The organism is Candidatus Sulfurimonas baltica (assembly GCF_015265455.1).
GTDB lineage: Bacteria > Campylobacterota > Campylobacteria > Campylobacterales > Sulfurimonadaceae > Sulfurimonas > Sulfurimonas baltica.
The window spans coordinates 530,901-557,102 of sequence record NZ_CP054492.1 but is presented as its reverse complement, the minus strand read 5'-3'; the positions used below and the strand labels follow the sequence as shown (position 1 = coordinate 557,102).

At 32.8% G+C, this 26,202-nt stretch carries 22 protein-coding genes; 7 read left to right on the top strand and 15 right to left on the bottom strand.

The genetic code is table 11. The features are described from left to right. Window positions 1-27 precede the first annotated feature (27 nt). From HUE88_RS02790 to HUE88_RS02775, 4 genes are all read right to left on the bottom strand, one after another. The gene (locus HUE88_RS02790; protein WP_194370846.1) at window positions 28-735 is read right to left on the bottom strand and encodes a Rad52/Rad22 family DNA repair protein; all 708 of its coding nucleotides are present in this window, start codon (window positions 733-735) and stop codon (window positions 28-30) included. Window positions 736-744: 9 nt separating this feature from the next. Continuing rightward, entirely contained in the window at window positions 745-1,329 is a 585-nt protein-coding gene (locus HUE88_RS02785; protein WP_194370844.1) for a restriction endonuclease subunit S domain-containing protein, read from the bottom strand. A gap of 13 nt (window positions 1,330-1,342) precedes the next feature. Then, window positions 1,343-2,164, bottom strand: a complete 822-nt coding sequence (locus HUE88_RS02780; RefSeq protein ID WP_194370841.1) for a DUF932 domain-containing protein — start codon at window positions 2,162-2,164, stop codon at window positions 1,343-1,345. A gap of 140 nt (window positions 2,165-2,304) precedes the next feature. Further along, complete coding sequence (locus tag HUE88_RS02775; RefSeq protein ID WP_194370840.1) at window positions 2,305-2,448, bottom strand: hypothetical protein; 144 nt, start codon at window positions 2,446-2,448, stop codon at window positions 2,305-2,307. A gap of 340 nt (window positions 2,449-2,788) precedes the next feature. On the opposite strand from HUE88_RS02775, the gene HUE88_RS02770 reads away from it, so the two are divergent. Both HUE88_RS02770 and HUE88_RS02765 read left to right on the top strand, forming a co-directional pair. Then, the gene (locus HUE88_RS02770) at window positions 2,789-3,349 is read left to right on the top strand and encodes a hypothetical protein (protein WP_194370838.1); all 561 of its coding nucleotides are present in this window, start codon (window positions 2,789-2,791) and stop codon (window positions 3,347-3,349) included. Between the two features lie 149 nt (window positions 3,350-3,498). Continuing rightward, a complete protein-coding gene (locus tag HUE88_RS02765; RefSeq protein ID WP_194370837.1) occupies window positions 3,499-3,702 on the top strand; it encodes a helix-turn-helix domain-containing protein in 204 nt (67 codons plus the stop codon). Window positions 3,703-4,310: 608 nt separating this feature from the next. On the opposite strand, the gene HUE88_RS02760 is transcribed toward HUE88_RS02765, so the two are convergent. Then, window positions 4,311-6,230, bottom strand: coding sequence for a GGDEF domain-containing protein (locus HUE88_RS02760; protein ID WP_229860134.1), 1,920 nt, complete (start codon window positions 6,228-6,230; stop codon window positions 4,311-4,313). Between the two features lie 291 nt (window positions 6,231-6,521). Between HUE88_RS02760 and HUE88_RS02755 the strand changes: the two genes are divergently transcribed. Then, entirely contained in the window at window positions 6,522-7,724 is a 1,203-nt protein-coding gene (locus tag HUE88_RS02755) for an IS256 family transposase (protein WP_194370836.1), read from the top strand. Window positions 7,725-7,838: 114 nt separating this feature from the next. Here HUE88_RS02755 and HUE88_RS02750 read toward each other — a convergent pair whose 3' ends face one another. The 3 genes from HUE88_RS02750 to HUE88_RS02740 all read right to left on the bottom strand — a co-directional run bounded on the left by HUE88_RS02750 (window position 7,839) and on the right by HUE88_RS02740 (window position 11,050). Then, window positions 7,839-8,714 carry a nucleotidyl transferase AbiEii/AbiGii toxin family protein gene (locus HUE88_RS02750; RefSeq protein WP_194370835.1) on the bottom strand — a complete coding sequence of 292 codons (876 nt, stop codon included), beginning with the start codon at window positions 8,712-8,714 and terminating at the stop codon, window positions 7,839-7,841. After that, a complete protein-coding gene (locus HUE88_RS02745; RefSeq protein WP_194370834.1) occupies window positions 8,711-9,358 on the bottom strand; it encodes a type IV toxin-antitoxin system AbiEi family antitoxin domain-containing protein in 648 nt (215 codons plus the stop codon). The genes HUE88_RS02750 and HUE88_RS02745 overlap by 4 nt, the downstream gene beginning before the upstream one ends. A gap of 438 nt (window positions 9,359-9,796) precedes the next feature. Further along, a complete protein-coding gene (locus tag HUE88_RS02740; protein ID WP_194368150.1) occupies window positions 9,797-11,050 on the bottom strand; it encodes an IS5 family transposase in 1,254 nt (417 codons plus the stop codon). A 427-nt stretch (window positions 11,051-11,477) separates the two neighbouring features. Between HUE88_RS02740 and HUE88_RS02735 the strand changes: the two genes are divergently transcribed. Further along, entirely contained in the window at window positions 11,478-12,476 is a 999-nt protein-coding gene (locus tag HUE88_RS02735; RefSeq protein ID WP_194369361.1) for an IS110 family RNA-guided transposase, read from the top strand. 43 nt (window positions 12,477-12,519) lie between these two features. Here HUE88_RS02735 and HUE88_RS02730 read toward each other — a convergent pair whose 3' ends face one another. Then, window positions 12,520-13,893: an IS4 family transposase gene (locus HUE88_RS02730; protein WP_194369363.1), complete on the bottom strand. Its 1,374-nt coding sequence runs from the start codon at window positions 13,891-13,893 to the stop codon at window positions 12,520-12,522. A gap of 183 nt (window positions 13,894-14,076) precedes the next feature. Here HUE88_RS02730 and HUE88_RS02725 point away from each other — a divergent pair, with 183 nt between their 5' ends. Beyond that, window positions 14,077-18,633, top strand: a complete 4,557-nt coding sequence (locus HUE88_RS02725) for an Lcl domain-containing protein (RefSeq protein WP_194370833.1) — start codon at window positions 14,077-14,079, stop codon at window positions 18,631-18,633. 345 nt (window positions 18,634-18,978) lie between these two features. On the opposite strand, the gene HUE88_RS02720 is transcribed toward HUE88_RS02725, so the two are convergent. The 3 genes from HUE88_RS02720 to HUE88_RS02710 form a co-directional block, all read right to left on the bottom strand. After that, on the bottom strand, window positions 18,979-19,119 hold the full coding sequence (locus tag HUE88_RS02720; protein ID WP_194370832.1) for a hypothetical protein: 141 nt from the start codon (window positions 19,117-19,119) through the stop codon (window positions 18,979-18,981). 180 nt (window positions 19,120-19,299) lie between these two features. Next, window positions 19,300-20,514, bottom strand: a complete 1,215-nt coding sequence (locus HUE88_RS02715; protein ID WP_194370831.1) for a tyrosine-type recombinase/integrase — start codon at window positions 20,512-20,514, stop codon at window positions 19,300-19,302. A gap of 403 nt (window positions 20,515-20,917) precedes the next feature. Continuing rightward, a complete protein-coding gene (locus HUE88_RS02710; RefSeq protein ID WP_194370829.1) occupies window positions 20,918-21,121 on the bottom strand; it encodes an RNA-binding S4 domain-containing protein in 204 nt (67 codons plus the stop codon). A gap of 89 nt (window positions 21,122-21,210) precedes the next feature. Between HUE88_RS02710 and HUE88_RS02705 the strand changes: the two genes are divergently transcribed. Then, window positions 21,211-21,819, top strand: coding sequence for a putative metalloprotease CJM1_0395 family protein (locus HUE88_RS02705; protein ID WP_194370827.1), 609 nt, complete (start codon window positions 21,211-21,213; stop codon window positions 21,817-21,819). Here HUE88_RS02705 and HUE88_RS02700 read toward each other — a convergent pair. Beyond that, on the bottom strand, window positions 21,816-22,358 hold the full coding sequence (locus HUE88_RS02700; RefSeq protein ID WP_194370825.1) for a hypothetical protein: 543 nt from the start codon (window positions 22,356-22,358) through the stop codon (window positions 21,816-21,818). The two genes, HUE88_RS02705 and HUE88_RS02700, sit on opposite strands and share 4 nt — an antisense overlap. 275 nt (window positions 22,359-22,633) lie before the next feature. On the opposite strand from HUE88_RS02700, the gene HUE88_RS02695 reads away from it, so the two are divergent. Continuing rightward, a complete protein-coding gene (locus tag HUE88_RS02695; RefSeq protein WP_272872674.1) occupies window positions 22,634-22,852 on the top strand; it encodes a cold-shock protein in 219 nt (72 codons plus the stop codon). Window positions 22,853-22,935: 83 nt separating this feature from the next. Here the strand turns inward: HUE88_RS02695 and HUE88_RS02690 are convergent, their stop codons facing one another. Then, window positions 22,936-24,042 (bottom strand): acetate/propionate family kinase, encoded by a 1,107-nt coding sequence (locus HUE88_RS02690; RefSeq protein ID WP_194370823.1) that lies wholly within the window; start codon window positions 24,040-24,042, stop codon window positions 22,936-22,938. Beyond that, window positions 24,039-26,123: a phosphate acetyltransferase gene (pta, locus tag HUE88_RS02685; protein WP_194370821.1), complete on the bottom strand. Its 2,085-nt coding sequence runs from the start codon at window positions 26,121-26,123 to the stop codon at window positions 24,039-24,041. Before pta ends, HUE88_RS02690 begins: the two co-directional genes overlap by 4 nt. Between the last annotated feature and the right edge of the window lie 79 nt (window positions 26,124-26,202).

Here is a 26,202-nt window from a genome sequence, read left to right as displayed (position 1 = left end):
AGGCATTCTATAGATATTCAGTTTCATCTAGGCAGCCTGCTGTTGTTCTACAGGTTTCCACCATTGTTTAGAAGAGGGGTCAAATTTAAAACCACATGCTTTTATAGAATCTCTTTTATTGTATATGTCATCACCAGTTATGAGAAGGTTACCATTGTTGTCATCAACCACTTGTAATCCTATATTATAGAGTGATGAGTAATCATTTGGATTATGAGACTGTTGTTGAGATGGCAATTGTTCGGGTACTGGTGTTTGATACTGTTGAATTTGTGCAGATTGTTGATTCTGCATTTGATTGTTTTGGTGTTGACGGCTTTTATCATAGAGTGAATTACCGAACTGATTACCAAAGCTTCTTAATGTTCTCTTGATTGCATCTGTTACTGCTTCCTTAGCTCCACCCTCATGTGCATCAGCTAATGTTTTTGCAATACCAGTACCAAATCCTACATCTTCACGAGACACTTGTTTAGAGTGAGAAACATCATGAACTAATATACTTACAAGAGCTTTATAGCAGATAACATGATTTTGATTTTGATTGACCTCTTGAGATACAACTTCTAACTTAGTAGAGTAGTCCCAGTTGCCGAAACCAAAGACTCTGTTTGCCGTTTCAATAATATCAAATCCTTCTAAATACGAGAGGGTGATATTACCTTTTTGGCGACTTTTAATTCTACTGCTTTCTATCTCATATCCTAAGACTTGATTCGTTTTATCGTTAAACATATTATCCCCTTATGCTGCTATTTGTGTTGGCTCATCTTGAGCAATAGTTTTTCGCTTGTTAATACGGATAGTTGCAGGCTTATGCACAAGCTCTATAGTCATATCTGCAAATTCTGCAACTTCATCTCTTTGGTCTGCTGATAAGAGAGCCTTTTCAATAGCTTCTTTGTCAAGTTCAACTTTGAAAAATCCTCTATTTAAAAGTTCATCCTCATCAAGTATCTCTAACCTAGCTACACTTTTATCTGTTGCTTTGGTGGCTGTGATACTAGAGATTGCAAGTCCTTCAAGTTTTAGTACACCTAGGGATACTAGAGAGTTTGACACCTCTACCTTCGCATAAGTTTTAGCTAGTTCAAGTTGCTTTTTCAAACTTGCTAATAACTTCTGTTGCTCTTTGATATAATCAATCTTTACATCTATACTTGTAAAGACTTCTGCTATACGATCAGCTTTTGCGAATGATGATTGAGTTGGTGCTTTTAAGATGTTCATAACACTTTGATTAAACCACTCTTTGCTTTGGGTAGTTCCAGAGTGAAGAGCAATAAGGTCTTGTTCTAGCTGTGATGATTGTGTTGTTAAATTTTGCATAGTTTTTTCCTTGTTATGCTACTAAAGCTTGGGCTTCAGGTTGTTTGATTTGGTAGATTCTTTCGGCTAAGTCAAATAGACCAACATTAATTTCATAGTCTTTTGATATAGAGGTAATTTCACGAGATGTAAAGCGTCTTCCAGTCTCTTTATTTACACCGGTAATATTGTTTGCACGGATTAAATTTTCTTGTAAAATATTAAGTACAGTGTAGAGACTTGTATCTTGCATATCCTCTTCCCTATGTGGTACTAACAACTGTTTAGAATCAACTTCTAAGTGAGATGCAAATTTCAAGGGAAGTGAGAGTTTTGCATAAGTTTCCATCTCTTGCTGAGATAACATAAGTGAAGAGAATTTTCTTATCTTTTGCTCTAGCTTAGGCTTGAACTCTGTAATCTTTTGAATGATTTCATCGAGGTTGTTTTCAAGATCTCCAATATGACGGAGTTTATAGCTATCAAATGTTTCGCCAACTACCAAACCGTTAGCACAGGAAAATCTAAAGATACCTACTGAGATAGTAAAAGCCTTAGAACGGTCAAAAGAGTTGAAGAATAATATCTCAACTGCTGACTCTTGTGGGGCTATTAAATCATCGAAGTGACGAAGACGGACACAGTGAACTTGCTTGTCTTCACGTGATTCATCTCGTACGGGTGCGACTTGTACAGAAGTAACATGCCAGTTAAACTTGTCTTTTAATTCGTTAATAATATCAATACTAGAAATTATTGAGTATTTTTCAGAAACATCTTCGTGTGGAACTTTAGTGTATAAAACAGGGTAATTATTCATCAGCTCTATAGCTGAAAGTGGTAGTAATTTTGACATTGTGTGTTTTCCTTTTATATATTTTGTAGGTTGAAAGTCTTATGACTTAGGGACTAATTTTCTTTTTTACATTCAATTGTTTTAGCTACAACTGCACATACGGTTACTGCTATAGTAATTAATTGTGGAATCGGTAACATTTAGGCTCCTTGATATGGGTAGTAGTTTGGATTATTTAGAGGGATAATAAAATCCCCATCATTTAGCTCTTGTAACATTCGCTTTAGTAACTCTTGTGGTTTTGAGAAAAACAGAAGCTGTAAATCTTTGTTTTGTGTTAACATGAATATCCCCTGAAAGTGGTCAACTATTAAGTATAGAAGAACCTAATATAAGGCTCTTCTATCTATATGTATAATATATGGTTATAAAAATTTGGAAGTTAATTTGTTGTTATTTTAATACTAATATCGTATGATTATAAATAAAAAGAGCACCTATGAATAGAAAAGATATTTGCATTATTTAGTATTTCTCCATCAACGTTACCGGACTATACTAAAGAAAAGAAATATTCTTAATAAGGTTCAAATTTAGTATTATTTAGAAAGATATTGTTGTTATTTTATCTTTTATTTACAAGAAAGTAGATATCATATGTCTAACTAAACAATAAGAGAAAAAATGAAAGTAAACACTATTACTATACAACCAGCAGATAAAAAAAACTTTACGACATTTAAGTTGAAAGAAGATACTGCATGTAAACTTGAATTCATAAGTGATGGAATTGGCTATCACATTAAGTATTGCGATAAAGATTTTGGTATGTTTTCAACAAATAATCCAGACTTAATGATTTTAAGTTTTTTAGAAAAACTTGCTGATTATAACGACGGAGACTCAAAAGGTGTAAAATCTAAACTTGATTATCTAGTTGAAGAAAAGTCAATAGCTATTAATCAACAGTACCAAACTGTATATAAACATAATGAACTGAAGTACTTAATAGGTTTAGAAGATAATAAAATTAAGGCAGCATGTATAGAACAAAAATTGACTTATCAACAGTTAGCAGATGCTATTGGTGTGAGTGAGAGCAGTTTGAGATCATCTGTTTCTACCAATAAAGTTAGCAAGCAAGTTGAAAAATCTATTGAAATGTATCTTAAAATAGTTCATTTAGAAAAAGAACTTGAAAAATCAGACACTATAAAAACTATATTAAAATCATGGCTTAATTAAAATTACAACATAAATGTATATAAATATACAAATTTACAACATTATTGTTGACAATAAATGTAAAATAGTATATACTTCTTTAAACAACATACAAAACTACAACTATTTATTAAAAAATAGTTGTAGTTTTGTATAAAAAAGGATTTACTATGTCAAAATTTGATTTGATAGCGATGCTCAGAGAGAACTATAAAAGAATGTTACTTACTAAGAAAGAGACTGCAAACGAGCTTAATGTTAGTGAGGCTACAATTGATAGAATGAGACAAAATGGGTTATTAAACTCTAAAAAAGTCTTAGGACAAATTATGTTTTCTTTAGATGAAATAGCAAGGTTTCTATATGAAGCATAGTGATTTTATGACTTTGTCTATTCTCTTAGTTAATAAAAAATCCACATAACCAAAGTGGAAGTTTTAAAACCTCTTTAAAGTCCTTATTTAAGGATTTTGTATTTATTATTAACCCGTTTCTATACACTTTTGATTAAATGGGAGTGGTCGTTTAATCTTTCTCTATAACCTCTTTGACTTGATATGGATATATTATAAATTTCCACCATTTCATCAGTAGTAATATATTTTTTTACTTGTATCTTTTTCATCTGTGCTTCAATGTCTAAAACTTCTTTATATTTACCTTCTTGTTTTAACAGATTATTTAACTTGATAAGTGGTTTATCATATTTTCATTAGCAGCAGTTGCAGTAACTATTACACAATTATTTACTAGCAACTCTATAATAAGCCTTGTAGTGTTTGCAGTCACCTATGGTGGTGCTGCGTATTTCTATCCTAAAGCTAAAGATTGCCAAATATAACAGGTTTTTGAGCTATTAGAGAATTAGAATATTGACTTAGTAATACAAATGGTGGGAAAGTGTCACTTACGGACCAAAATTCCGCAATTAAATCCAAGATAACACTCTCCCTTTTTTAAGTATTTCAGTATAAGATTTTTTTTAGTTATATTCCTCGGCTTCCACTCTGTTTCTTCCATTTTCTTTTGCACGATATAAAGCATCATCGGCTCGTTTTATCATAGTCTTTTCATCATCGCCTGCATGATATGAGCTCACTCCAAAACTGGCAGTTTTGTGTCCTGTAAATGAAAATTTAAATGAAGACACCATCTCTCTTAATTTTTCAGATAATTTAATAGCACCATCAAGGTCTGTGTCTGAGGATAGTATTAAAAACTCTTCACCTCCCCATCTGCCAACAATATCTGTTTCTCTGGCATTGTTTTTTATAATTGCCGAAAACTCTTTTAAAACATCATCGCCTGCTTGGTGTCCCCAAGTATCATTTACAAGCTTGAATAAATCAATATCAATAATAACTACAGAAAAAGGTGTATTATACCTTCCTGCTGTCGCTAGTTTCATAGCAAAAATCTCGTCTAATTTTAGACGATTATAAAGCTGTGTCAGTCTATCCGTTACAGAAAGTGCCTCAATTCTCAATTGAGACTGTTTACGCTCAGAAATATCACTGTGTGAGCCAACCATTCGTACTGGATTCCCATCAATATCACGACTCACTATAATACCTCTATCAAGTATCCATTTATAAGAGTCATCTTTGCATTTGACTCTATGCTCATTTATGTAAGCATCACTTTTACCTTCAATATGTGCTGTTATGTCTGCATAAACCTGTTCAATTTCTTCCGGATGAATCCTACTTTTCCATTCATCCAAAGTTGAGTCTATCTCATCTTCTGCAAATCCAAGCATCTCTTTCCATCGTTTTGAAAAAAAGACCTCATTTGTCTTTAAATTCCAATCCCATAATCCATCTCCAGCACCTTCTAGTGCATATCTAAGTCTTTCTTCTGAATCCTGCAACTTTTGAGTAGCTTTTTTTGCAATTTGCACTGCATTTTCTTTCGTCTTAATTAATGAATTTAGCAATAAATATAGCAATAAAGTTAGAATCAGGATAAAACTTGGAATTATAAAAACAATGTAAATATCTTCACTTTCTAATATGCTATTTGTCCTAAATAAAAGTGTCCAAGTGTGCCCATTAATTGTCAGATTTGTTGTTTTATACACTAATGTAAACTCATTATTAGTATTGGAGTCAAAGAGAATACTTTGTTTTGTAGGGAGATTACCATCAAAAATTTCAAAATGTATGTGAGGAAACATAGTGCCCAAAACACCATCCATAAGGTCGTTTGCACGAAATGTAGCATATACAAAGCCTTGAGTAGCCGAAACTCTATCTTGAGGGGTGGCTAGCTTTGAACCTTTTTTGTATACCGGTAAATAGACCAAAAAACCAGCCTGAATATTTGTGTCAAATTCTTGAACAAGTGTAATTTTACCAGAGAGTGTTGCTTCTCCACTTTTCATTGCTTTTAACATAGCTTCTCTACGTACTTTTTCAGAGAACATGTCATAACCAAAAGCTCTAATATTACGCTCGTCAAATGGCTCTAGGTATATTATGGAAGTATACAGCTCCCTTTGTCCATCTGGATGTATTTTGAAATCAGCAAAGCCTTCTTTTTTTATACGCTCTTCATGTACAAGCTTATTCTGTGGAAAAACAACCTCAGAATAACCAAATCCCTGAATTCCTTTGAAGTTATCATTTAGTTTGTGATCTTTGACAAATATTGCCCATGCATTGCGAGAGACACTATCCGAAGCATTAAAGAAACCAACACCGCTTCTTAAAACTTGCTCATATGCTGCCATACGGGCTTCTACTAGGACAACTATTTCATTACTTGCTAATTCTAGGTGTGAGTTTTCCTTTTCCTCATAGTAGTGATAGGTAAACCACCCAACGAAGATGCTGACTGAAATTCCAATAACAATTGTAATAAATGGTAAAAATTTATAAAACTTATTAAATTGAGAAGACATATAAAGCCTTTGATATTAATTTATATATTGTATCTAATTGAATTGTAATTTTTGAATAAAGCACCTAACTAATAAATTTCATATGCTCAAAGTATGCCAAAAAATACTTATTTTTGGAACATACTCAGCTATTAAAAGCTTTCCGTGTTCCACAAAGTGTTCAAAAAGTAAAAACTGCAAAGTTCCACAAACCCTAAGGGATTATGGAACAAATAAAGAGACCTTTCAAATCGGGACCGTTCATAATTCCGTGTCAATCGGGTAAAATTATATTTACTCAAGGAATGACACATGAAAATAGAAATCGATGTAGAGCAATTTGCTCGTGATATAAAAGCTGGTAAAAGTATTGGCGGTTCTGATGGAGCTTTAGGCTCCCTTATCAAACAACTCACAGAAGCCGCTCTTGCGGCTGAGATAGATTCTCACCTCTCGCAAGACCTCAATAGAAACCGTAAGAACGGCTACAACTCAAAAACTATGAAGAGTGATCATGGAACATTTGAGCTAGATGTTCCAAGGGACCGCAACGGTAGCTTTGAGCCTGAAATTGTTAAGAAAAATCAAACGAGTATGACAGGTGAAATTGAAGAGAAAATACTTTCACTCTTTGCACTTGGCAACAGCTATTCCCAGATAGCTAAACACATAGAGGATTTTTACTGTGTAGGTTTCTCTAAAGCCACCATAAGCGCTGTAACAGATAAAATAATACCTATGCTTCAGGAATGGAAAACTAGACCTTTAGAGACTGTTTATCCATTCATATTTTTAGATGCCATCCATTACAAAGTAAAAGAAGACGGTCGTTATATCTCAAAAGCATTTTATACAGTTCTTGGTATCAGAGTTGATGGAAAGAAAGAGATACTTGGTTTATACCTCAATGAAAGTGAAGGCGCTAAGTTCTGGCTGCAAGTGTTGACCGACTTGAGTAACCGTGGAGTCAAAGACATACTCATCGCATCCGTAGATGGACTTAAAGGCTTCCCTGAAGCCATCAATTCTGTATTTCAAGATACTCAGGTTCAACTCTGCATAGTGCATCAAATACGCAACAGTCTGAAATATGTGGGCTCGGCTTATCAAAAACAATTTGCAAAAGAACTAAAAGCGGTTTATCAAGCTTTCACAAAAGAAGAAGCAGAATTTGAGCTTGATAAACTTGAAGAAAAATGGGGTAAAAAGTATCCTATCGTTTTTCAATCATGGAGAAATAAATGGGATAATTTATCTGTGTATTTTCAGTATCCTGAAGATATACGCAGGGTCATTTACACAACCAATATTATCGAATCAGTCCATCGCCAATTTAGAACACTTACTAAAACCAAAGGAGCTTTTCCAAATGATGACAGCCTGCTGAAATTGCTTTATATGGGGATTCAAAATGCTCAGAAAAAATGGACTATGCCGATTAGAAACTGGAGCTTAACAATTTCCCAGTTAGCCATCCACTTTGAGGGACGGCTTGATGACGCTTTAAATTTATGATACAATTTTAGGAATTATCCGATGCTGACACGGAATCTTGAACACTACCTTCAAATCAGATATTTAATGCTTCATCCAATCTTACTATCACTTCAAACTTTACAAGATTTAATCCTATTTTTCAAATATCATTTTGTCTGTTAATAGTTTAAAGTAATCTTTCGACCAAAACTCAAATCCACTCTTATCTCTGATAAATGGATTAACCTCTTTAATCGCTCCATCGACATCTAGTTCTTCAATTCTCTTATACATCAGTTCTTTAAATGATTTTTCATCAAGTTTTGTATCTTTATCTAAATCACCACTTTCATACATTCTTTCTTGTAAATGCTCCAAGTTTAAGGAGGTATTTCTTTTTACATACCATTCAAAATCATACCAGTCACGACCTTTTACTCTTGAGAGCCATTTTCTACATAAAACTGCATGCATTTTTCCTGCATATAAATTTGGAAGAGTCATTGAAATAATATTAAATGTTTTTGGAAGTAGTAAAGTTTTTGACTCAGTTTGAAATTTAAGAGGTGGATTTATATCAACTTCAAATTTAATTTTTAGTTTTTTGCCACTATGTATCCCATCTAAAATATTTCCTAAATCATCAGCTTGAATTTTTAGTGTATGAATAGAAGTACCGTTTTTTAAAAATGCAGAAGCTATATCACTTCCAAAATCTTTTTTTACCTTTTTTGCTATATCTATCTTAATCCCTAATGCTTCAAACTCATCTATTATGGAACTAAAGTATTGCTCTATATCAAAGTCACTATTCTTTTCTAAAAGCGTAAAATCTAAATCTTCTGAAAATCTTGGAAGACCGTACAATATTCGTAAAGCAGTTCCGCCATAAAAAGCAGCTTTTTCAAAAAAACCACCATGGTATAGCCCTAGAAGTGCAATCTCTTGAAATACTTCTTTTAAAGCATTAATGAGATCAGCTTCATTCGCTATGTCATAGTTTGACAACATCTGTTCTATTATATTCATGCTATATCCTCTAACGCTTCTATTAAAAACTTGATTTTCTTTGATTTGCTTATTTCAAAATATTTTACAAATATATCTATATCACAATCTTCAAGCTCATCTACATCTATTCTTAAGTCATCAACTAGAAAGCTAATCATAGATTTTTTAGAAGTAATTTGGATATCTTTTGTATAGTAAACTTTATCACAGAGTGCTTTTTCTTTCGTAGCTATTAAAAAATTGCCATTTTTTGTTGACTCTATTACTAATCCGACAGAAAATAACTCTTTTTTTACATGTCTAAAGCTAAAGGTTCCATTAGTAGTTTTAAATGATTTAGATATTTTTGTTGTAGCAGAAGTTACATCAAATACACTCTCTGGAATCAGTCCATAATAATAGAGTGCATAATCAAATGATATATATGATGGGCTTAACATCGTATTAGCAATGATCTCTTTTGAGATAGGGTTTTCAACAAAAGGAGATATATGTAGATATAAGCCTCTTTTTAGAGTCTCTATATGCCCTTTTCTCTTTAACTTGTTTATCTTATCATTTATTCCAGTATAGCCATTATTTAGGATTATTGAAGATAGTGTAGCATGGTCTATAATATGAGTTTTGCATTGTTGTAAACTTTTTTCAATAGCTATATCCATAGTCTTCCTTTCGTTATAAAAAATGCCAAAGAAGCAACTTTCTATACAATTATAGTATTTTCAATCAAATATACTGCTTAAAAATAAATAATTGCCAATATAGCAATTAACTATATGATTACAGAACATACTTACTACTAAAGTCCATAATCTACTAATTCCATATCATCATACAGCATTAACTGACTAAAAAGCATCTATCTTATGGGTCGATGGCGTAGTATTTTATATATGAAGACTGTATTACTTTTGTATCATAAATACACAATAAATTCACCCCCCCACCTATATTTACATAATGGGAGCACTGCATAACAACAAGAAGTTCATTTGCATCTAATTTTGCAAATATTTAAAAAAATACACTTTCGTATATTCCAAATTGATAATATATTCCATTAATATTATGGATATTTGAGATATTTACTTCTATCTCTTTCATCTATTAACACTCTTTCTCATGTTCATCTGTCTATATGCCAATAATCTTAGGTTAGCTGCTATACAAGCGATGGTAAAATTCATATTGTTTCTAACCAAACCTATAAATCTTGTAGTATGTCCTTTCATTTGAACTTTCAAATCTGCGAATCTATGTTCAACTTTTGCTCTTATCTTGTGTTTTGGTTTCTCATCTTCTCGCTGGATTTTTCTCTCATCACTGCTCATTTTCTGCTTCTCTTTAAGACATATCATATTCTCAATATCTTTTGATTGCAGAAGCTCATCTATCTCTTTGGACTTATAGGCTTTATCGGCATAACAAGCTTTTACATTTGGAATTGATTCTATAAATGGTTCAAGCACATCTATATCTGAAGTGTTAGCAAATGTAGTCATTGTTTTTAGAATCACTCCGCTCTCTTCATCTGATGCAATATGAGTTTTATATCCTTGTGTATATTGTTTTTTTGAGGATTGGTAACCTATTCTTATATCTGTATCTATTTTATTCTTATGCTCATAGCTATCTTTCTCATTTTCAATAATCTCTTGAGAAATTTTTACATCTTTAGTATCTATATCTTGAAGTGTGTCCAGTTGAGCGTTTTTCATTGTTTTTGAATTGTATTCTTTAGCGTTTAACAATTTTTCTATTTTCTTTTTTGAAGGTGTTCTTGATTTTAGCTCTTCATTTATTTGAATGTCTAGTTTGCTATTATCAGTTTCTACTTTTAATTTATCTTCACTTTTTTGCTCTTTAGTTTTATTGTTGATTTGAGTGTTTTCACTTTTGATAAGAGAAGCATCTACTAATACTGATTTACCCTCTTTGGCGATAAAGTTATTATCTTCTAGTTGTTTGTTGACTGCATTAAAAAGCTTATCATATAGTTTATTTGCAAGTAGTGAGTTTCTAAATCTACAAATTGTAGATTCGTCTGGTACGGTATCTTCTAAACTAAGTCCAACAAACCTTATAAACAATAAATTGACATAAAGTGCATCTTCCATTGATTGATCACTGAGGTTGTAGTATTTTTGCACGAGGAGTATTCTAAACATTAACACATTGTCATAAGCAGGCGAGCCAGTAGCATTCTTTCCGCCTCTACCATTTTTATTTAGTATTGGTCTTAGTTTCTCAAAGTTTATTATTGAATCTAACTCTTTAAGAAACGAATTTACCTTATGGAGTCTTGATGTTATTGCTATATCTGAAAATGTGTTGTTTGTATCTTTAAATGCCATGTCTCTACCTTGTTTATAGCAGATATTTTAGCCAAAAAGTGCTGTTAAAGTGCTTGTTTTAGGGAGTTTTCCTTGATGTTCTGGGGTTATTTACTGTGCAGTGGTCTCATAATATAACATTACTCAACTCGTATGTTCTTTTTTTTGTAAATTTTTAGTTTATACTTCTTTTGAGTTGTTCGTTAGAAGTAATGTATCGGTACTTAACTAAAGCGGCATAGTCTAGCTTGTGCGAAAGTCGGATAATTACACTTTAAATTTGAGTGGCGAGTGGATCGGTTTCTAATATCTTTTTTTTGCAAGAAAAAGTTGAAGCTAGATCGGATTGAATCACGAGGCAAAGTTATGTGTAGTATTATTGCTTAAAAGTCACATAGGAGTTTACTCCTATGCTAACGAACTCTCTTAAAATAGTAGGAGGTTCACGGTGTCAAATTGTATCGGAATTGATGTATCAAAAGCAAGTATAAATATTCATATAGCAAAGAATAAGCAGGATTTAGTTTTAGAGAATAGCATTAAAGGTTTCAGGTCTCTTATCTCTAAATTAAAAAAAATATATAAAAAAGAGATGGAGAATATTGTCTTTATTTTTGAGCCAACAGGTAGTTATTCTGAAGCACTTAGAAAATATTCTTCAGAACAAAATATCAAGTGTTTTATCATAAATCCTAAGCAGTTTAGTAATTATGCTAAAGCATTGGGAGTGGAAGTAAAAAATGATATTGAAGATGCTAGAGTTCTTTCAAAAGCTCTTCATTTAGCTAAAGATAATCAGATCAAGGTTCCTGTATATAACGAAGATATAGAACATATTAAGGAGTTGATGAGTTTTTATAAATTCACGAAAAAACAAACAACACAACAGAAGAATCATCTTGAAGCATTGACAAGTAAAGATGGTGATAACTTCTCAATTAAAGAACTTAAAAAGTCTATCAAAGAATCGAAAGAAAAAGAGCTTAGAATTATTGAACAAGTACAAACTTTAATTGATTCTACGGATGAATATAAAATTGCATATGACAATATTATATCAATAAAAGGAGTTGGTCAAATTGGTGCCATTGTACTTTTACATCTCTTTTTAAAATACCCAGAAGCTAATCAAAGGCAGATTACCTCGTTAACAGGTCTAAATCCAATTTATAGACAATCCGGTACATCAATTCAATCAGGTTATAAAATAGCAAAGTCAGGCGCAAGTCTATATAGAAGTGTGATTTTTATGTCAGTTCTTACTGCTGTACAACATGATAAAAATTTTAAAAGTTTTTATGAGAGATTGAAATCTAAAGGAAAACATACAACATCTGCTCAAATTGCTGTCATGCGAAAAATAATACTTACTGCACATTCTCTTTATAAAAATAATAGAAAATATAATGAAAATTATAATACTCATGAAGCTTCTGATATGGAATAAAATTGAAGAGAATTGTTACTATCGGTATCATTTTTAAAGGAAGTTAAACGTGGCGACTTTCGCACATAAAACCTAACTCTTTTTGAGTATAAGCACTGAGCACAGCGATAATATTGAGTAAATTTTTATTATCCTTGACAACATTTTGGATTTCAGAGATTTTTGTCAGTATTTTAATAAAGAGTTGCATTGATATTGCCAGTGTTTCAAGCTCACATTCTAAATCTCTAAAGAGTTCTCCAAGAGTTTGTGGTTCATGCTTTATACGGTTAATATAACTTACAATGTTATATGCAAACATAGATAGTGTTATTTTTGCAATTAGTGATTCATAGATACGATTTTCTTCTTTTCCAAAACCGAAGAGGTTTCTGAGATCTTTATAGCCTTGTTCAATATTCCATCTCTTTTTATAAGTTGCTAGAATCTCTTTGCCTGCAATAGTAATATCACTTGAGATAAAAACTAACAACTCTTTACCTGTGTGTAAAAATACGAGCTTGACTTTACCTAAAACTGCATGTTCTACAATGGCATCGAAATATTTGTACGATATTTTGCCATGTTTACCACTACTTTTGTGACGATAGTTTTTCATACTGTCATAGATTGCATTCATAGTTTTATGTTTGCCTTTAAAGTTCCAAATAAGTTTATTGTTTGGAAGTCTTGCTATTACTGGCATACCAAGTTCATTAGCTTGATGTATGAAATTCGGTTTAGCATACCAGCTATCTACGAGCAAGTAATCTGCATCAACACCGTTATCCAAAGCTCTTTGCAGCATCTCAATAGCTAGTATATTTTTGCCTTTAGTAATTTCACTCTTTCTCTGATATGCATTACTTCTGTGATGTAGCTTATTTGTGAACTCTGAAATATCTTTTCTATTGCTACCATTCATTTTTATAGAAAAATCTAATTGAAAAGTTGAATGTGAATCTGCATAATTTAGAGATACGATATTGAGCGCATTGATACTCCTATGTTCTTTATTGCTCCAAATATATTTACAGCTTCCCTCAATGTATTTACCTCTCTTAGACTCTACTGTATCGTCAATAATGAGTAAGCGATGTTCACCATTTTTATGTAGTGGTTTTATTCTTTGCAAAAGTGCAGTAGTACTTAGCATTAAAAACTTTCGCCAGTTGTAACGACTATCTTTGATAAATCTGTAATAGGCATCTTTCCCAAATGCACTATCGCTCTTTTTTATAAATGTTGACTGGCGTTTTTGCATCACTAACATATAAACGAAGTGTAATATTATTTGAAATGGTGGATAGCCAACATTTCGTTTAATGAAGTTGCTCTGCTTAAGTATTTTTGTGATTTTTATCTCTGTTAGCACTTCAAGTATTGGATTCTTTAATATGCTTCTCACTGCAGTTTGTATATAATTGTCAAGTTCCATAAAATAGCCTTGTATTTTTGATGTTGTGGTGACAAAATTATACTAAAAAGTGGCTATTTATGGGCTTTAATACTCAAATTAAGTTCGTGGATTTAGTGAAATCTATGTGCGAAAGTTGAGTAACATTAAATATAACAATGATTAGCTATACTGAATCCATTGTTTAATTATAAGGGGTAAAGTTTGAAAACAAATAATATATTTATTGGCTTTTTATTGGCTTTTGGTTTAGTCTTAAGTGGTTGTGGCGGTAGTGGTAGCAGTAGCGATAGTAGCGCTATCACTACAGTGACTGGTCAATTTATTGATAGTCCCGTTGAAGGTTTAAATTATGATTGTTCATCAGGTAAGGCAGGTATAACAAATAGCGAAGGTGAATACACATGTAATGTGGGTGATACTGTTACATTTAAAATAGGTGATGTTGTAATAGGTAGTGTTAAAGCCCAAAATGATTTTATCACACCTTATTCATTATTTCCTGACGATGATATATCTGCGCTTAATCTTGCTAGACTTTTACAAACATTAGATATAGACAGTGATCCAAGTAACGGACTAAAAGTCAATGAAGTAAAGGCTATTTTATTACCAACTGACACTAACTTTGCTAGTAATACTTTTGTAACTAATATTGAGAATGCTCTTAATATTACCTTGGTAACAGAAGATGAAGCAAAAAATCATATGGATGATTTTGTTAAACATATTATCGTAAATAATAGTTTAGAATCAGCCTCTGCGGAACAAGTTTCGGCAAGTGATATGGTACTTGAAGTTATAACTCAACCAAAAAATGGAAAAGTTGCATTAAATATTGATGGAAGTTATACATATACACCAAATACTGATTTTATTGGTAATGATAGCTTTAGTTATAAAGCTGGGGATGGGACAATTAAGACTATCGCTTTTTCAGTTGAGCCTAAGTACGAACTATTAAATAGAAGTGATAGAATTATCGTTGATAATACAACAAAACTAGAGTGGCAAGACAGTTATCCAGATAATGAAGATAAGATTAAAACAGCTACAATTGAAGAGGCTCAAAGTTACTGTTCTGAACTAACACTTGGAGGTCTAAGTGATTGGAGAGTACCTAATTTTACAGAATTAAAATCTATAATTGATTTAACAAAAGAGCCTGCATTAAATCATATATTTCAGGAACAATATACAACAGGCTTATTAGGTGCTATAGCTATGGAATGGATGCATGCTTATTCATCTTATGATAAAGCTACCACAACAGATGATGATATTTGGAAAATCAGTGCTATAAAAGGAGTTGGTACAAAAAGTGATGGTTCTATCGCTATCGTTAAATGTGTGAGAGGTACAGAGATAGAAGAGGCACCACATCAATATCAAAGAAACAGTATAACTGGTATAGTTATTGATAATAAAAACAACTTAGATTGGCAAGATAATTATAATGACAATGGAGGTAATGTTAAACAAGCTACCTTCTATAACTCTATAGATTATTGTAATAATCTAGTACTCGGTGGTTATGATAATTGGAAACTTCCAACTTTAGATGAAATGTCAATGCTTATACAGGAAGAAAAAGGTGTTAGCACATTCCAAAACACTATTACAGAAGACAGTAGTCTAGGTGGTGTTGATTATAGCTATTGGACGAGTGCTTCTGATATATCGGGTGCTTATTCGTGGGCTGTAGATATGAAAAATTCATTGTATGGATATGGCTATCTTTTTGGGCAAGAAGAAATCGGTAAAAAAGATAAAGAAGCATCTGTAAGGTGTGTACGAAATAGACCTAATATTAACTTCACTCCAATTGTAATTAATACTACTGCAAGTCCAGAAGCAAACTCAGCCATAGCAGACTTAGTTGGAACAATAACAATAAGCAAACTCTTTGCTGATACTAGTGCGGAAGGATTAAAAACTTTAGCAACAATGGCAGGTGATACAAGCTCAGCATATAAAAATACTGCTGATATTTTATACTATAGGTCTAGCGTGGCATTTAACCAATCATCTGACTGGAATTCCTTCACTATCAAAGAAGCATTTAGATTTGATGAAGAAGCAAAACAATTTAATGCCTTAGCAGGAGACGCTACACAGAAAAAGCTTTTTTACGATAACTATATTGAAAATTCTGAATCTTTTGCGAATGGTTTAACTGGATTGGGAATGATTATTGGGGGTTATAATGCTTGGGGTCATTTGCAAGATGGAAATTATGTAGCTGCTGGTCTAGAGAGTTACAGTATAGGACTAGACGGAATAACACTAGGTGCTTCATTAGCTTCTGTTAAAATAGCAAGTTCTAGTCTTTTAGGTCAAGTTCTTTCTGGTACATCTAAAATAAATATAACATCAAGTTTGGCTAGTGCTATTATGAGTGGCTATACAGTGTTTAGAGATACAGAACTTCAAACTATATTAGAGTCATACATTACTAGACATCAGACAAACAGCGATATGAGAATGTTCTATATCAATAAACTTGTTGAAGCATATATTGAAAGTACTATAGATTATGTTACAACCCCAGAAAAGCCAGCGTCAGATATGATTCCAGTCTTTTCCAATATACTGAAAAATTACTTTATAAATAAGAGTAATGGCGATGTTTTAATGGGTGATGATGTATTTTATCAATATTTAAACAATTTATATGTCTTACAAAATAATTACCAAGCTACAAGCATAAATGAATTATCAAGAGAGAATATACTTGAAATTGCAGCTACTTTTACAATAAGAGCTATGGCTGAAGAAGAAGATAATATATTAGAAACTGAAATGATAAATTTAACTTCTAGTGATAACTTTAGACTATCAGATTATCTAGCATCCATTACAGGAGATGGAGCATTTGATATGTTTAGAAAAATAAATGAAGTTCGTGAAGCTTTATTTTCTAGTAATTTGCAACGAGATATTGAATCATCTTACAAAATGTTTTTAGCTGAGCATACATTAAATGTTTTATACGAGTCTGGACAATTATATACAGAAATATTTTCAGTAGATGGCACAGAGTTTGATACAGATGGAGATACTATCCCAAATCTTATTGATACAGATGATGATAATGATGGTATGCCTGATAAATGGGAAATAGCAAATGGTTTAGACCCATTGGCTGATGATGCTTCACTTGATAATGATGGCGATGGAAGAAATAATTTATTTGAGTATCAAGACGGAACTAATCCTTTAGTTATAGATACAATAGCTTATATAGCTCACAATGGAGTAACATACGGAACAGTAACATCCCCATACACACAAAAAGTATGGCTAGACAGAAACTTAGGAGCGTCTAAGGTTTGTACAGCTTACAATGACACAGCATGTTACGGAGATTATTATCAATGGGGAAGAGAAGCTGATGGACATGAGAAGTCAAATTCTACTATTACATCTACCCAAGCTAGTGACATTACTAGTGTAGGGGATAATTATATAAAAAATTCATCTTATCCTTATGATTGGACAGGCACCGATAGTAATGGAAGTGTACGATTACTTAACTGGTCAGCAACCGATGGTAGTAGTATATGTCCAGTAGGATACAGAGTACCAACAGAAGTTGAATTAAAAGCAGAAACTACTGATGTAATTGAAGGTTTAGGTGGTAGACAAAATATTTTTGATGATTTTTTAAAACTTCCTGCTGCTGGTTGGCGTTTGTACACAGACGGAATTGTTCGAGAAGAAGCTTCAGATGGAAAGTATTGGGTAAATTCACCAGAATTTTCCTATTCAAGGGGCTTGGTCTTCGGTCCTGTTGGAATGTCATTTGGTAGTTACGGACGATCTAGAGCCCATTCTATTCGCTGTATCCAAGATACCACACAATATAATACAGCTCCAACAGCAAATGCAGGTGCAGACCAAAATGTCACAGAAGGTACAAGTGTAACATTAGATGCAACAGCAAGCAGTGACAGTGATGGAACTATTGCGAGTCATGAATGGAAAGATGGAACTACTGTTTTATCAACAGCTGTATCTTTTTCAAAGTCAGATTTTACAGTGGGAACACATACTATAACTTTAACGGTTACGGATAATGGTGGAGCCACTGCTACGGACACAGTTGTAGTTACTGTAAATGCACAAACACTAACTATATTTCAAAGTGGAAATACTTGGAAAGGCTTAGTCTACGAAACTGCAATATCGCCATATACAGGAAGAGTTTGGTTAGATAGAAACTTAGGAGCATCTCAAGCTTGTACAGCTTATAATGATACTGCTTGTTATGGAGATTATTATCAATGGGGTAGAGGTACTGATGGTCATCAAATATCAACTAGTACTACAATTATGACACAGGCTATAGATGTAAATAATGCAGGAGCAAACTTTATTGTTAAGGGTACTGATTGGTCAGTAGCTGATTGGTCATCAGTAGATAGCAATGGAAGTATTAGGAATACAAATTGGTCTAAGACAGATGGAACATCTATTTGTCCTATAGGATATAAGGTACCAACAATAGAAGAAATACGATTAGAAAATATTTCTAATTCTAGTTTAGATGCATATAATCACTTTCTAAAACTACCATCTGCTGGTTATCGTTACGGTCATTCAGGAGGTTCGATGTTGGAGGAAGGTACATTCGGATATTATTGGACAAGTTCTAGTAATTTTTCAGGTTCTTATGACTTCTTTTTTTACACTAATCACTCATATCCAAACCATATAGGTCGAGCAGATGGTTATCCTGTTCGTTGTATAAAAGATTAGAGCTTAGTATATTACTCACTCCCATGCTTAAAGCATGGGAGTGTATATATAAGTTTTATTATTTCTGAAATGATTCAAAATTTACCATGCAAATACTTAAAAAAGCCATCTTATTGAGGTCTTCTTTTATATCTCTCTGTTGTCTTCATATCGCGCAAGAATAATCAGTATAATAATTCTTTTGTAAGATTTAAAACTCTTTCATTAGCACTTTTGCTGTGGCTTAAGTGATCAACTGTCTGATACTAAGTTGAATAAGTACAATAAAGGGGTATATTTCAGTGTTTTAAAGCCTTTATCATTCAGAATATATAGTTATTAAAGCTCTTTTAAGCCCAAAAGTACTTATATCTCAGCTATATTCTGAAAAATATTTAAAGCTTCATCCAATATCCTTTCAAAAAATATAACCAGAAGATTTACCATTTTTCCCTCGTTACCAAGCTCCACGCTTGGTGATGCATACTTAACTTTTCTTTCGTTCAAAAACTACTCTTTGTAACGCATATATAAGCTATACAATTTAGATAAATCTTAACTAGACAAAGTCAATCATCTTCTCAGTGCCAACTCGGTGCTATTTATTACTATTAAAAAACTCTTCTTTTATAAATATATTTTTTGAAAACTCCGCAAATACAGTATTTAGTAGTATTATTTATTAAATTATAATCCATAATCCACCAATTCCATATCATCATCTATATTCAAATATTTCATTGTTGTATCAATCTCTGTGTGGTTTAAAAATCGTTTTGCGTGTACAATCCCTAATCTTTTGTACACATTAGTTGCAGCAGTTCTACGCATTGTGTAAACTGTCACTCTATATGCAAGATCATAAGGACCTATATTTTGATTGAAATGTATGTCAAATATTTTTCTTAACAGTTCAGCATACCCCTGATATCTCGTTGAACGGTTTTTTATAGCTATTCTCTCTTTATCAGTAGTTGCTTTTTTATACAACTGTAAAGGATAAAAAATAAAGTTATCATGAACAAGTTCATGCTCACTAATCCAGCTTTTAAGTACATCCAACAACTCTTTACTTACTCTAGCTTCATACGGTTTCCCTTGCTTCATTGCTTTAATATGTACTATGCCTTTATCAAAGTTTATATGTTTTACTCGTATATCCATAACTGCTGAAGGTCTTGCTCCTGTGTGATAACACGCTTTTAAGAAAAGTAGCAATCTTGGCTTGAGTATAAATTCATCCAAATTCCATAGTTTCTCAAGTTCATCATCAGACATAACTCGTCCAGGCTCATTGTTATCTACTTTAATAATATCTTTGATAACAACAGGATTTTTATCAACATAGCCCTCTTTTATTGCCCAATTAAACAAAGCTCTTAGATTACTAATTTGTTTTTTTACTGTTCGTGGATTAAGTGGTGAGGCATCACTCTTGGCTTTAGATTGAGCACCTCTTTTAGCTGGCTTCTTTTTAAGCTCTTCGCTAAGCTTTTTTATATCATCTGTTTTAATTTTTGATATTTTCAAACTTCCCAATGTTGGATTAATATGGCTATAAAAACCCGAACTAATCATATCTACCGTTTTAGCTGTCTTTGTTGGAAAGTAAAGTTTTGCAACATCCTCTAATGTCAGATTATTGTTCATGACTTTTTGATGTAATAATGAAGCATCTTTCTGTATTGCTATTCTATCTTTTGCAATCTCAGCTTTTTTATCATTTAAGATTTTTAGAGCTTCATCTTTGTTTCTTGCATCACATTTGATTTTTTTTGGATTGTTGTCAATATCTCTGTATTGAATGTAATAGGCAATAGTTCTTTTATCTTTATCGGAGTCTTTAAAATACTCATAGATACTATTGTATTTTTTGCCTTTTAACTTTCTAAAACCCATCATTTTTACCTTTTTTACTACAAATCTAATGTAGTAAAATTTTTGATTCTCTGCACACACCTTGTAGCCGTATTATTTTACTACAAAGTTTTACTACATTTTGCATAATAATAGCATAAAAGTGCTAATAACTGTAAAAGACAGCTAAATCGAAAGTGTCATTCAAAACCCTATTTGTAGGGATTTACAGAGGATTGAAAGGGGTTGAGAAAGTAGGGATTATAGTCTTTGGTGGACTTATTGGATTAATTAGCTCTACTGTTTTATAATTGAGCTTTTTTTAATAATTCATAAACTAGATTCCAAGTCAAGCTTGGAATGACGATAGTTCCGCCTTAAAATAACGATAATTCCGTCATTCTGGACTTGATCCAGAATCTAGTTGCTAATTATTCTAAAGTCTAGATTAACATACTTCAATAGTTACGTCAGCAACCTCGATAATATCACCCTTAATTATTTTAGCTCTTTTTCTAAGCTCAACTTCACCATTTCTCTTTACATGTCCATCGCCAACGAGCATCTTAGCTTGTGCTCCGCTATCAACTAAATCTAAAACCTTTAAGAGCTTAAAAAGCTCTATGTAATCATCTTTTAACTCATACTTCATAAATTATCCTTTTGTTAATGCAATAATATCAAATAATTAGCTCTTTTATAAAAGCAATGTTTAAATTCCAAGACTGTACAATGAATATTATGGAAATAGGTTTAAATACTTTATACAATATTGGCTCAAACTACTCTATTAAGCTTAATAAAGATGAAATATTGGTTTATGAAGATGACCCGCTTAGAAAAAATAAAACTACAGACGAAAAAAAACAAGAGAACACCTCCCAAAAAAAAGAATTAGAAAAGTCTAAATCAAGCAAAGAGCTCAGTCAAGATGAGAAGAGACTTGTCGGAGACCTGCAAGCACGAGATATGGAAGTTCGTTCGCATGAAGCGGCACATCAATCTGGAGGTGCAGCAACCGGTGGTGCTTCTTACACTTATCAGCAAGGTCCTGATGGCAAAATGTATGCCATAGGTGGAGAAGTTAGCGTCTCTATGCGCGGAGGCTCAACTCCTGATGAATCTATACGCAATGCTATGGCGGTTATAGCATCAGCTATGGCTCCTTCAGATCCAAGTAGTCAAGACTTTGCTGTTGCTTCGAGTGCCAGAGTAATGATGATGAAAGCTCAGCAACAAAAATCAAAAGAAATTCAAAACGAGTTGTTAGGTAAAGAGACTTACAAAAGTGAGGCAGAGAAGAACAACAACGAAAAAGAAGAGCCGAGCAGGATTGATGTTCCCGCCTAAACTTCTTTATTTATTATAGAAAAACCTAAGTCATACATGGCTTTATCTACCATCTCTATTGCTTTTGCCATTGTTTCTTGAGAAATTTCAGGAAGTTTTCCTCCCCACATAGCTTCAGCTTCTTTAAAACCTGCAATCATCCCCTCTCTACCAGCTCGCAACATATCTTCATTACCGCCTGATCCATTTATAACGAAGTTTGCAATACGCTCAGATGTTTGTGTTATTCCAAAAAAACCATCTTCACTTACAAGTGCTGTAGCTTCCTCTTGAGATAGTTCAGCAATAGGCTTTCCATCGTAACCAATATTGCTCAAAAAACTTTGAAAATCTTTGTAATCTTGTGAAAAACTATCACTAGAACCTAAAATCGAACCTTGTACTGATGTAGAGTTAAAAGCAATTGCATTAGCATTTTGCTGAATCTGCTCTCTTATCTCTTTTACCTCGTCTTTTGATAATTTTTCTGTAAAAAGAGGTTTAATAGCCGACGGCTTACCAGTGCTACTTAAAGTAGCCACATTAGATGAAATCTGCATAACAAATCCTTTATAATTATTTACAATACACTAGCTTACACTAATATTTATTAAGTATAAATATCGACATATAATTAACTTAAATTAATTTTTTAATTTTTTTGTGATTTATTTTGTGATTTATTTTGTGAATTTAAAATTTTAAGTTATAATAACCGCGATGAAAGAATTGCGTGTGAGAACATCTTTTAGTATATTCTGCTAGACAAACGACTCTCTCCATTTTCAGACTCCGCTTCAATAGAAGTGATTTTTTACCAAAGAGGTACAACAGTATGGCAGAATTGCTAGACGGATCAGTTAAATGGTTCAACGAAGAAAAAGGTTATGGTTTTATTCAACAAGACAATGGTGGGAGTGATATTTTTGTTCACTTTCGTCAAGTAAACAGAACAGGTCAAGGACGTGTGTCTCTTGCTGAAGGTCAAAAGGTAACTTATGAAGTTGGCGAAGGTCAAAAAGGTCCTCAAGCCGAGAACGTAACACCTCTATAGGTTTTGCGCCGTAGACTCCAACATTTGTTGGCAGTCTACTACTCTTTTTTTCTATCTATTCTAAAAACTTAACACAAAGTTATCTATTTTTCTAAAACCTTTATACATTCACGAGCTATTTCTAACTCTTCATCAGTTTTTATTACTAATATTTTAACTCCATCTGCTAAATGGTTGTCTAAAACTTTATCTCTTATGTACTGAGAATTTTCACCTATACCGCCTGTGAAAACTATAGCATCTACTCTACCCAAAAGAGCCATATACGAGCCAATATATTTTTTAATTCTTCTTATCATCATATTTAGTGCTAATTTTGATTTTTCGCTATCACTATCTAATATGCTTCTTACATCATTGCTACCGCAAATACCAAGTAAACCAGATTTTTTATTTAAAAGATTATCCACCTCATCAACACTAATCCCCAATTCTCTTTGCATATAGATGATAATAGCAGGGTCTATATCACCACTTCTTGTTCCCATAACAAGACCTTCTAATGGAGTAAATCCCATAGATGTATCTATACTTTTTCCATTTTGTATTGCACACGCACTTGCACCATTTCCAAGATGTAGAGTTATTATGTTTAGCTTATCAACATCTTTTTTTAACTCTCTTGCTGCTTGTTTTAATACATAAGAGTGTGATGTTCCATGAAAACCGTATCGCCTTATCTTATGTTTTTCATACATCTCATAATCCAATGCATACATGTAGGCCTCTTTTGGCATAGTTGAGTGAAATGCTGTATCAAAAACAGCTATCTGCTTAACAAACGGTGCTTTTTTTCTACTGATTATAATCCCATCCAAATTTGCAGGGTTGTGCAGTGGAGCTAACGGTATAAGTTCTTTTATCTTTTTCATAACATATTCATCAATAAGAGTTGATTTATTAAACTCTTCACCGCCATGAACAACTCTGTGCCCAATTGCATCCAACGATGAAAAGCTTTTAAGTATATCGTTTTGGGACAATAGAGTAATAATATTTTCTAACCCCTCGTGATGATTCTCTATAACTGAGGTAATTACAACCTTTTTATCATTGTGCTTCAATGTTGTTGAAGAACTGAACTCTCCTATTTTTTCAACCAAAACACTTGCTAAAACTAATTCTTCACTCATGTCAAAGAGCTGAAATTTAATAGAAGAACTTCCAGAGTTTATTACTGCTATTTTCACTTTATTTGCCCTGCCTGAATTGCTGTAATTGCTACTGTGTTTACAATGTCATCAACTGAGCATCCTCTGCTTAAGTCATTAATAGGTTTATTCAAACCCTGAAGTATAGGACCTATTGCCACAGCACCGCTTGAGCGCTGAACAGCCTTGTATGTGTTGTTTCCAGTATTTAAATCAGGGAAAATAAAAACCGTAGCCTTTCCTGCAACTTTTGAATTTGGAAGCTTGCTGGCTGCAACATCAGCATCTATTGCTGCATCATACTGTATAGGACCCTCAACTAAAATTTCTGGGTGTAAAGATTTTAAAATCTTAGTTGCCTCTTTTACCTTATCTACATCAGCTCCTGTTCCACTCTCGCCTGTTGAGTATGACAACATTGCAACTTTAGGTTTAATTCCAAAGGCTTCTGCCGTTTTAGAAGATGAATATGCTATTTGTGCCAAAGTGTTTGCATCCGGATCTTGATTTACAGCACAATCTCCGTAGACTAAAACTTTTGTCTTAAGACACATAAAAAAGACACTAGAGACCACAGAGGTGTCTGGTGTTGTTTTTATAATTTGAAGAGCAGGTCTGATTGTCTCACCGGTTGAGTGGATTGCACCACTTACCATCCCATCTGCATATCCCAGGTGAACCATCATTGTTGCAAAATAATTAACGTGTTGCATTGCATCTCTAGCCGCAAGTTTACTTAAACCCTTTGCTTCTCTTTGCTTAAAAAAGGCATCTGTAAACTCATCCAAAAGTTTTGAGTTCATGTAATCAATTATAGTAGCACCACTTAAATCAACCCCTAGTCTCAAATAGTTTTCTCTTACTTCTTTCTCATTACCAAGAAGTATTACATCTGCAACCCCACGACGGATAATAATCTCTGCCGCTCGCAATATTCTCTCATCCTTACTCTCTGGTAAAACAATTCTTTTCTTATTAGAACGTGCCATCTCAAAAAGTTTATACTCAAACATTACAGGTGTCATTGTTGTACTGTAAGTACTGGTAATTCTCCGTTCTATTGATTCTATGTCTGTATTTGCATTAAACATACCAAGGACAAGAGCTATTTTTCTCTCACTTGTCACTCTAATTCTTGCAGATATTTTAGAAATATTTCTAGCTGTTTCATATGTATTTGTATCAATGCTCATTATCGGAATATTAAAGCCATCTAGCCCATCGAGCAATTTATTGATATTTGGGTGGGCTTTCATATTAAATGGAAAGACTATCCCAGATATGTTTGGATAATTATTAGAGTAAAGAGAGCCGAATAGTCCCAAGATGATATCGGACCTGTCGGCAGGGACAATTACTAAATCATCCTCTTCAAGGTATTGTAGAAAATTATCTAGAGTAAGTGCCGCAACCTTAACATCTCTTATTATTCTTGTGTGGTCCTTCTCCCTCATAGAAACACTCTTTGCACCAATACCCTCTATTACATCTTGAATTGTCAACATGTCAAGTTCTGCCACCTCTTTTAAAAGATAACAATTTTTATCACTGCTTTTAAGAGTAAGCTGCAAGTTTTTATGCTTTTCACTATCTAGTCTATTTATAAATGTTGCGAAATGAGTACACCCCTCACTTTTGAGATTTTCTTTTTCTATAAGTATATTTTCATATACATCCAAGACTGTGCTGTTTTTTGCGTTGATAATATTTATGACTGCTGAACCAAAATTTTGTGCTATTTTTATATTTAGATCATAGTTTATTGTTGTTGTTAAAAAAGAACGGCGGACACCTTCGCAAAGGACGAAATCATATTTGTCTTCAAGTTTTTTAAATTTTTGTATAAGCTGGTTTATAAGCTCATTGGTTTTGTGTTCTGATATCATTTTTTCAACATAGTCTATATCAAAGCCATAGCTGTCCTCATAGTCCATATCAATGTTGTAACGCTTCAATATTAAGCTTATGTCATTATCTTTTTTATCTTTTTTAAATATTATGGGGCGAAAAAAAGCAACGCGGTCAATGTTCCTTTTTAGTATTTCCATCATCCCCATGGAGACAAAAATAGTCCCTGCATCTTTTTCTTGTGCTGATATATATAGTGATTTTATTTTCATTAAAAAACCTTAAATAATATATTTGAATAATACAAATTTATATGTTAATACCTGCTGTATTGTGGTAGGATTACAAAAA

Excerpts from the sequence above, each read along its gene's own strand:
- HUE88_RS02790 (WP_194370846.1), bottom strand. The coding sequence starts at position 735 with ATGTTTAACGATAAAACGAATCAAGTCTTAGGATATGAGATAGAAAGC.
- HUE88_RS02785 (WP_194370844.1), bottom strand. The coding sequence starts at position 1,329 with ATGCAAAATTTAACAACACAATCATCACAGCTAGAACAAGACCTTATT.
- HUE88_RS02780 (WP_194370841.1), bottom strand. The coding sequence starts at position 2,164 with ATGTCAAAATTACTACCACTTTCAGCTATAGAGCTGATGAATAATTAC.
- HUE88_RS02775 (WP_194370840.1), bottom strand. The coding sequence starts at position 2,448 with ATGTTAACACAAAACAAAGATTTACAGCTTCTGTTTTTCTCAAAACCA.
- HUE88_RS02770 (WP_194370838.1), top strand. The coding sequence starts at position 2,789 with ATGAAAGTAAACACTATTACTATACAACCAGCAGATAAAAAAAACTTT.
- HUE88_RS02765 (WP_194370837.1), top strand. The coding sequence starts at position 3,499 with ATGTCAAAATTTGATTTGATAGCGATGCTCAGAGAGAACTATAAAAGA.
- HUE88_RS02760 (WP_229860134.1), bottom strand. The coding sequence starts at position 6,230 with ATGTCTTCTCAATTTAATAAGTTTTATAAATTTTTACCATTTATTACA.
- HUE88_RS02755 (WP_194370836.1), top strand. The coding sequence starts at position 6,522 with ATGAAAATAGAAATCGATGTAGAGCAATTTGCTCGTGATATAAAAGCT.
- HUE88_RS02750 (WP_194370835.1), bottom strand. The coding sequence starts at position 8,714 with ATGAATATAATAGAACAGATGTTGTCAAACTATGACATAGCGAATGAA.
- HUE88_RS02745 (WP_194370834.1), bottom strand. The coding sequence starts at position 9,358 with ATGGATATAGCTATTGAAAAAAGTTTACAACAATGCAAAACTCATATT.
- HUE88_RS02740 (WP_194368150.1), bottom strand. The coding sequence starts at position 11,050 with ATGGCATTTAAAGATACAAACAACACATTTTCAGATATAGCAATAACA.
- HUE88_RS02730 (WP_194369363.1), bottom strand. The coding sequence starts at position 13,893 with ATGGAACTTGACAATTATATACAAACTGCAGTGAGAAGCATATTAAAG.
- HUE88_RS02715 (WP_194370831.1), bottom strand. The coding sequence starts at position 20,514 with ATGATGGGTTTTAGAAAGTTAAAAGGCAAAAAATACAATAGTATCTAT.
- HUE88_RS02710 (WP_194370829.1), bottom strand. The coding sequence starts at position 21,121 with ATGAAGTATGAGTTAAAAGATGATTACATAGAGCTTTTTAAGCTCTTA.
- HUE88_RS02705 (WP_194370827.1), top strand. The coding sequence starts at position 21,211 with ATGGAAATAGGTTTAAATACTTTATACAATATTGGCTCAAACTACTCT.
- HUE88_RS02700 (WP_194370825.1), bottom strand. The coding sequence starts at position 22,358 with ATGCAGATTTCATCTAATGTGGCTACTTTAAGTAGCACTGGTAAGCCG.
- HUE88_RS02695 (WP_272872674.1), top strand. The coding sequence starts at position 22,634 with ATGGCAGAATTGCTAGACGGATCAGTTAAATGGTTCAACGAAGAAAAA.
- pta (WP_194370821.1), bottom strand. The coding sequence starts at position 26,123 with ATGAAAATAAAATCACTATATATATCAGCACAAGAAAAAGATGCAGGG.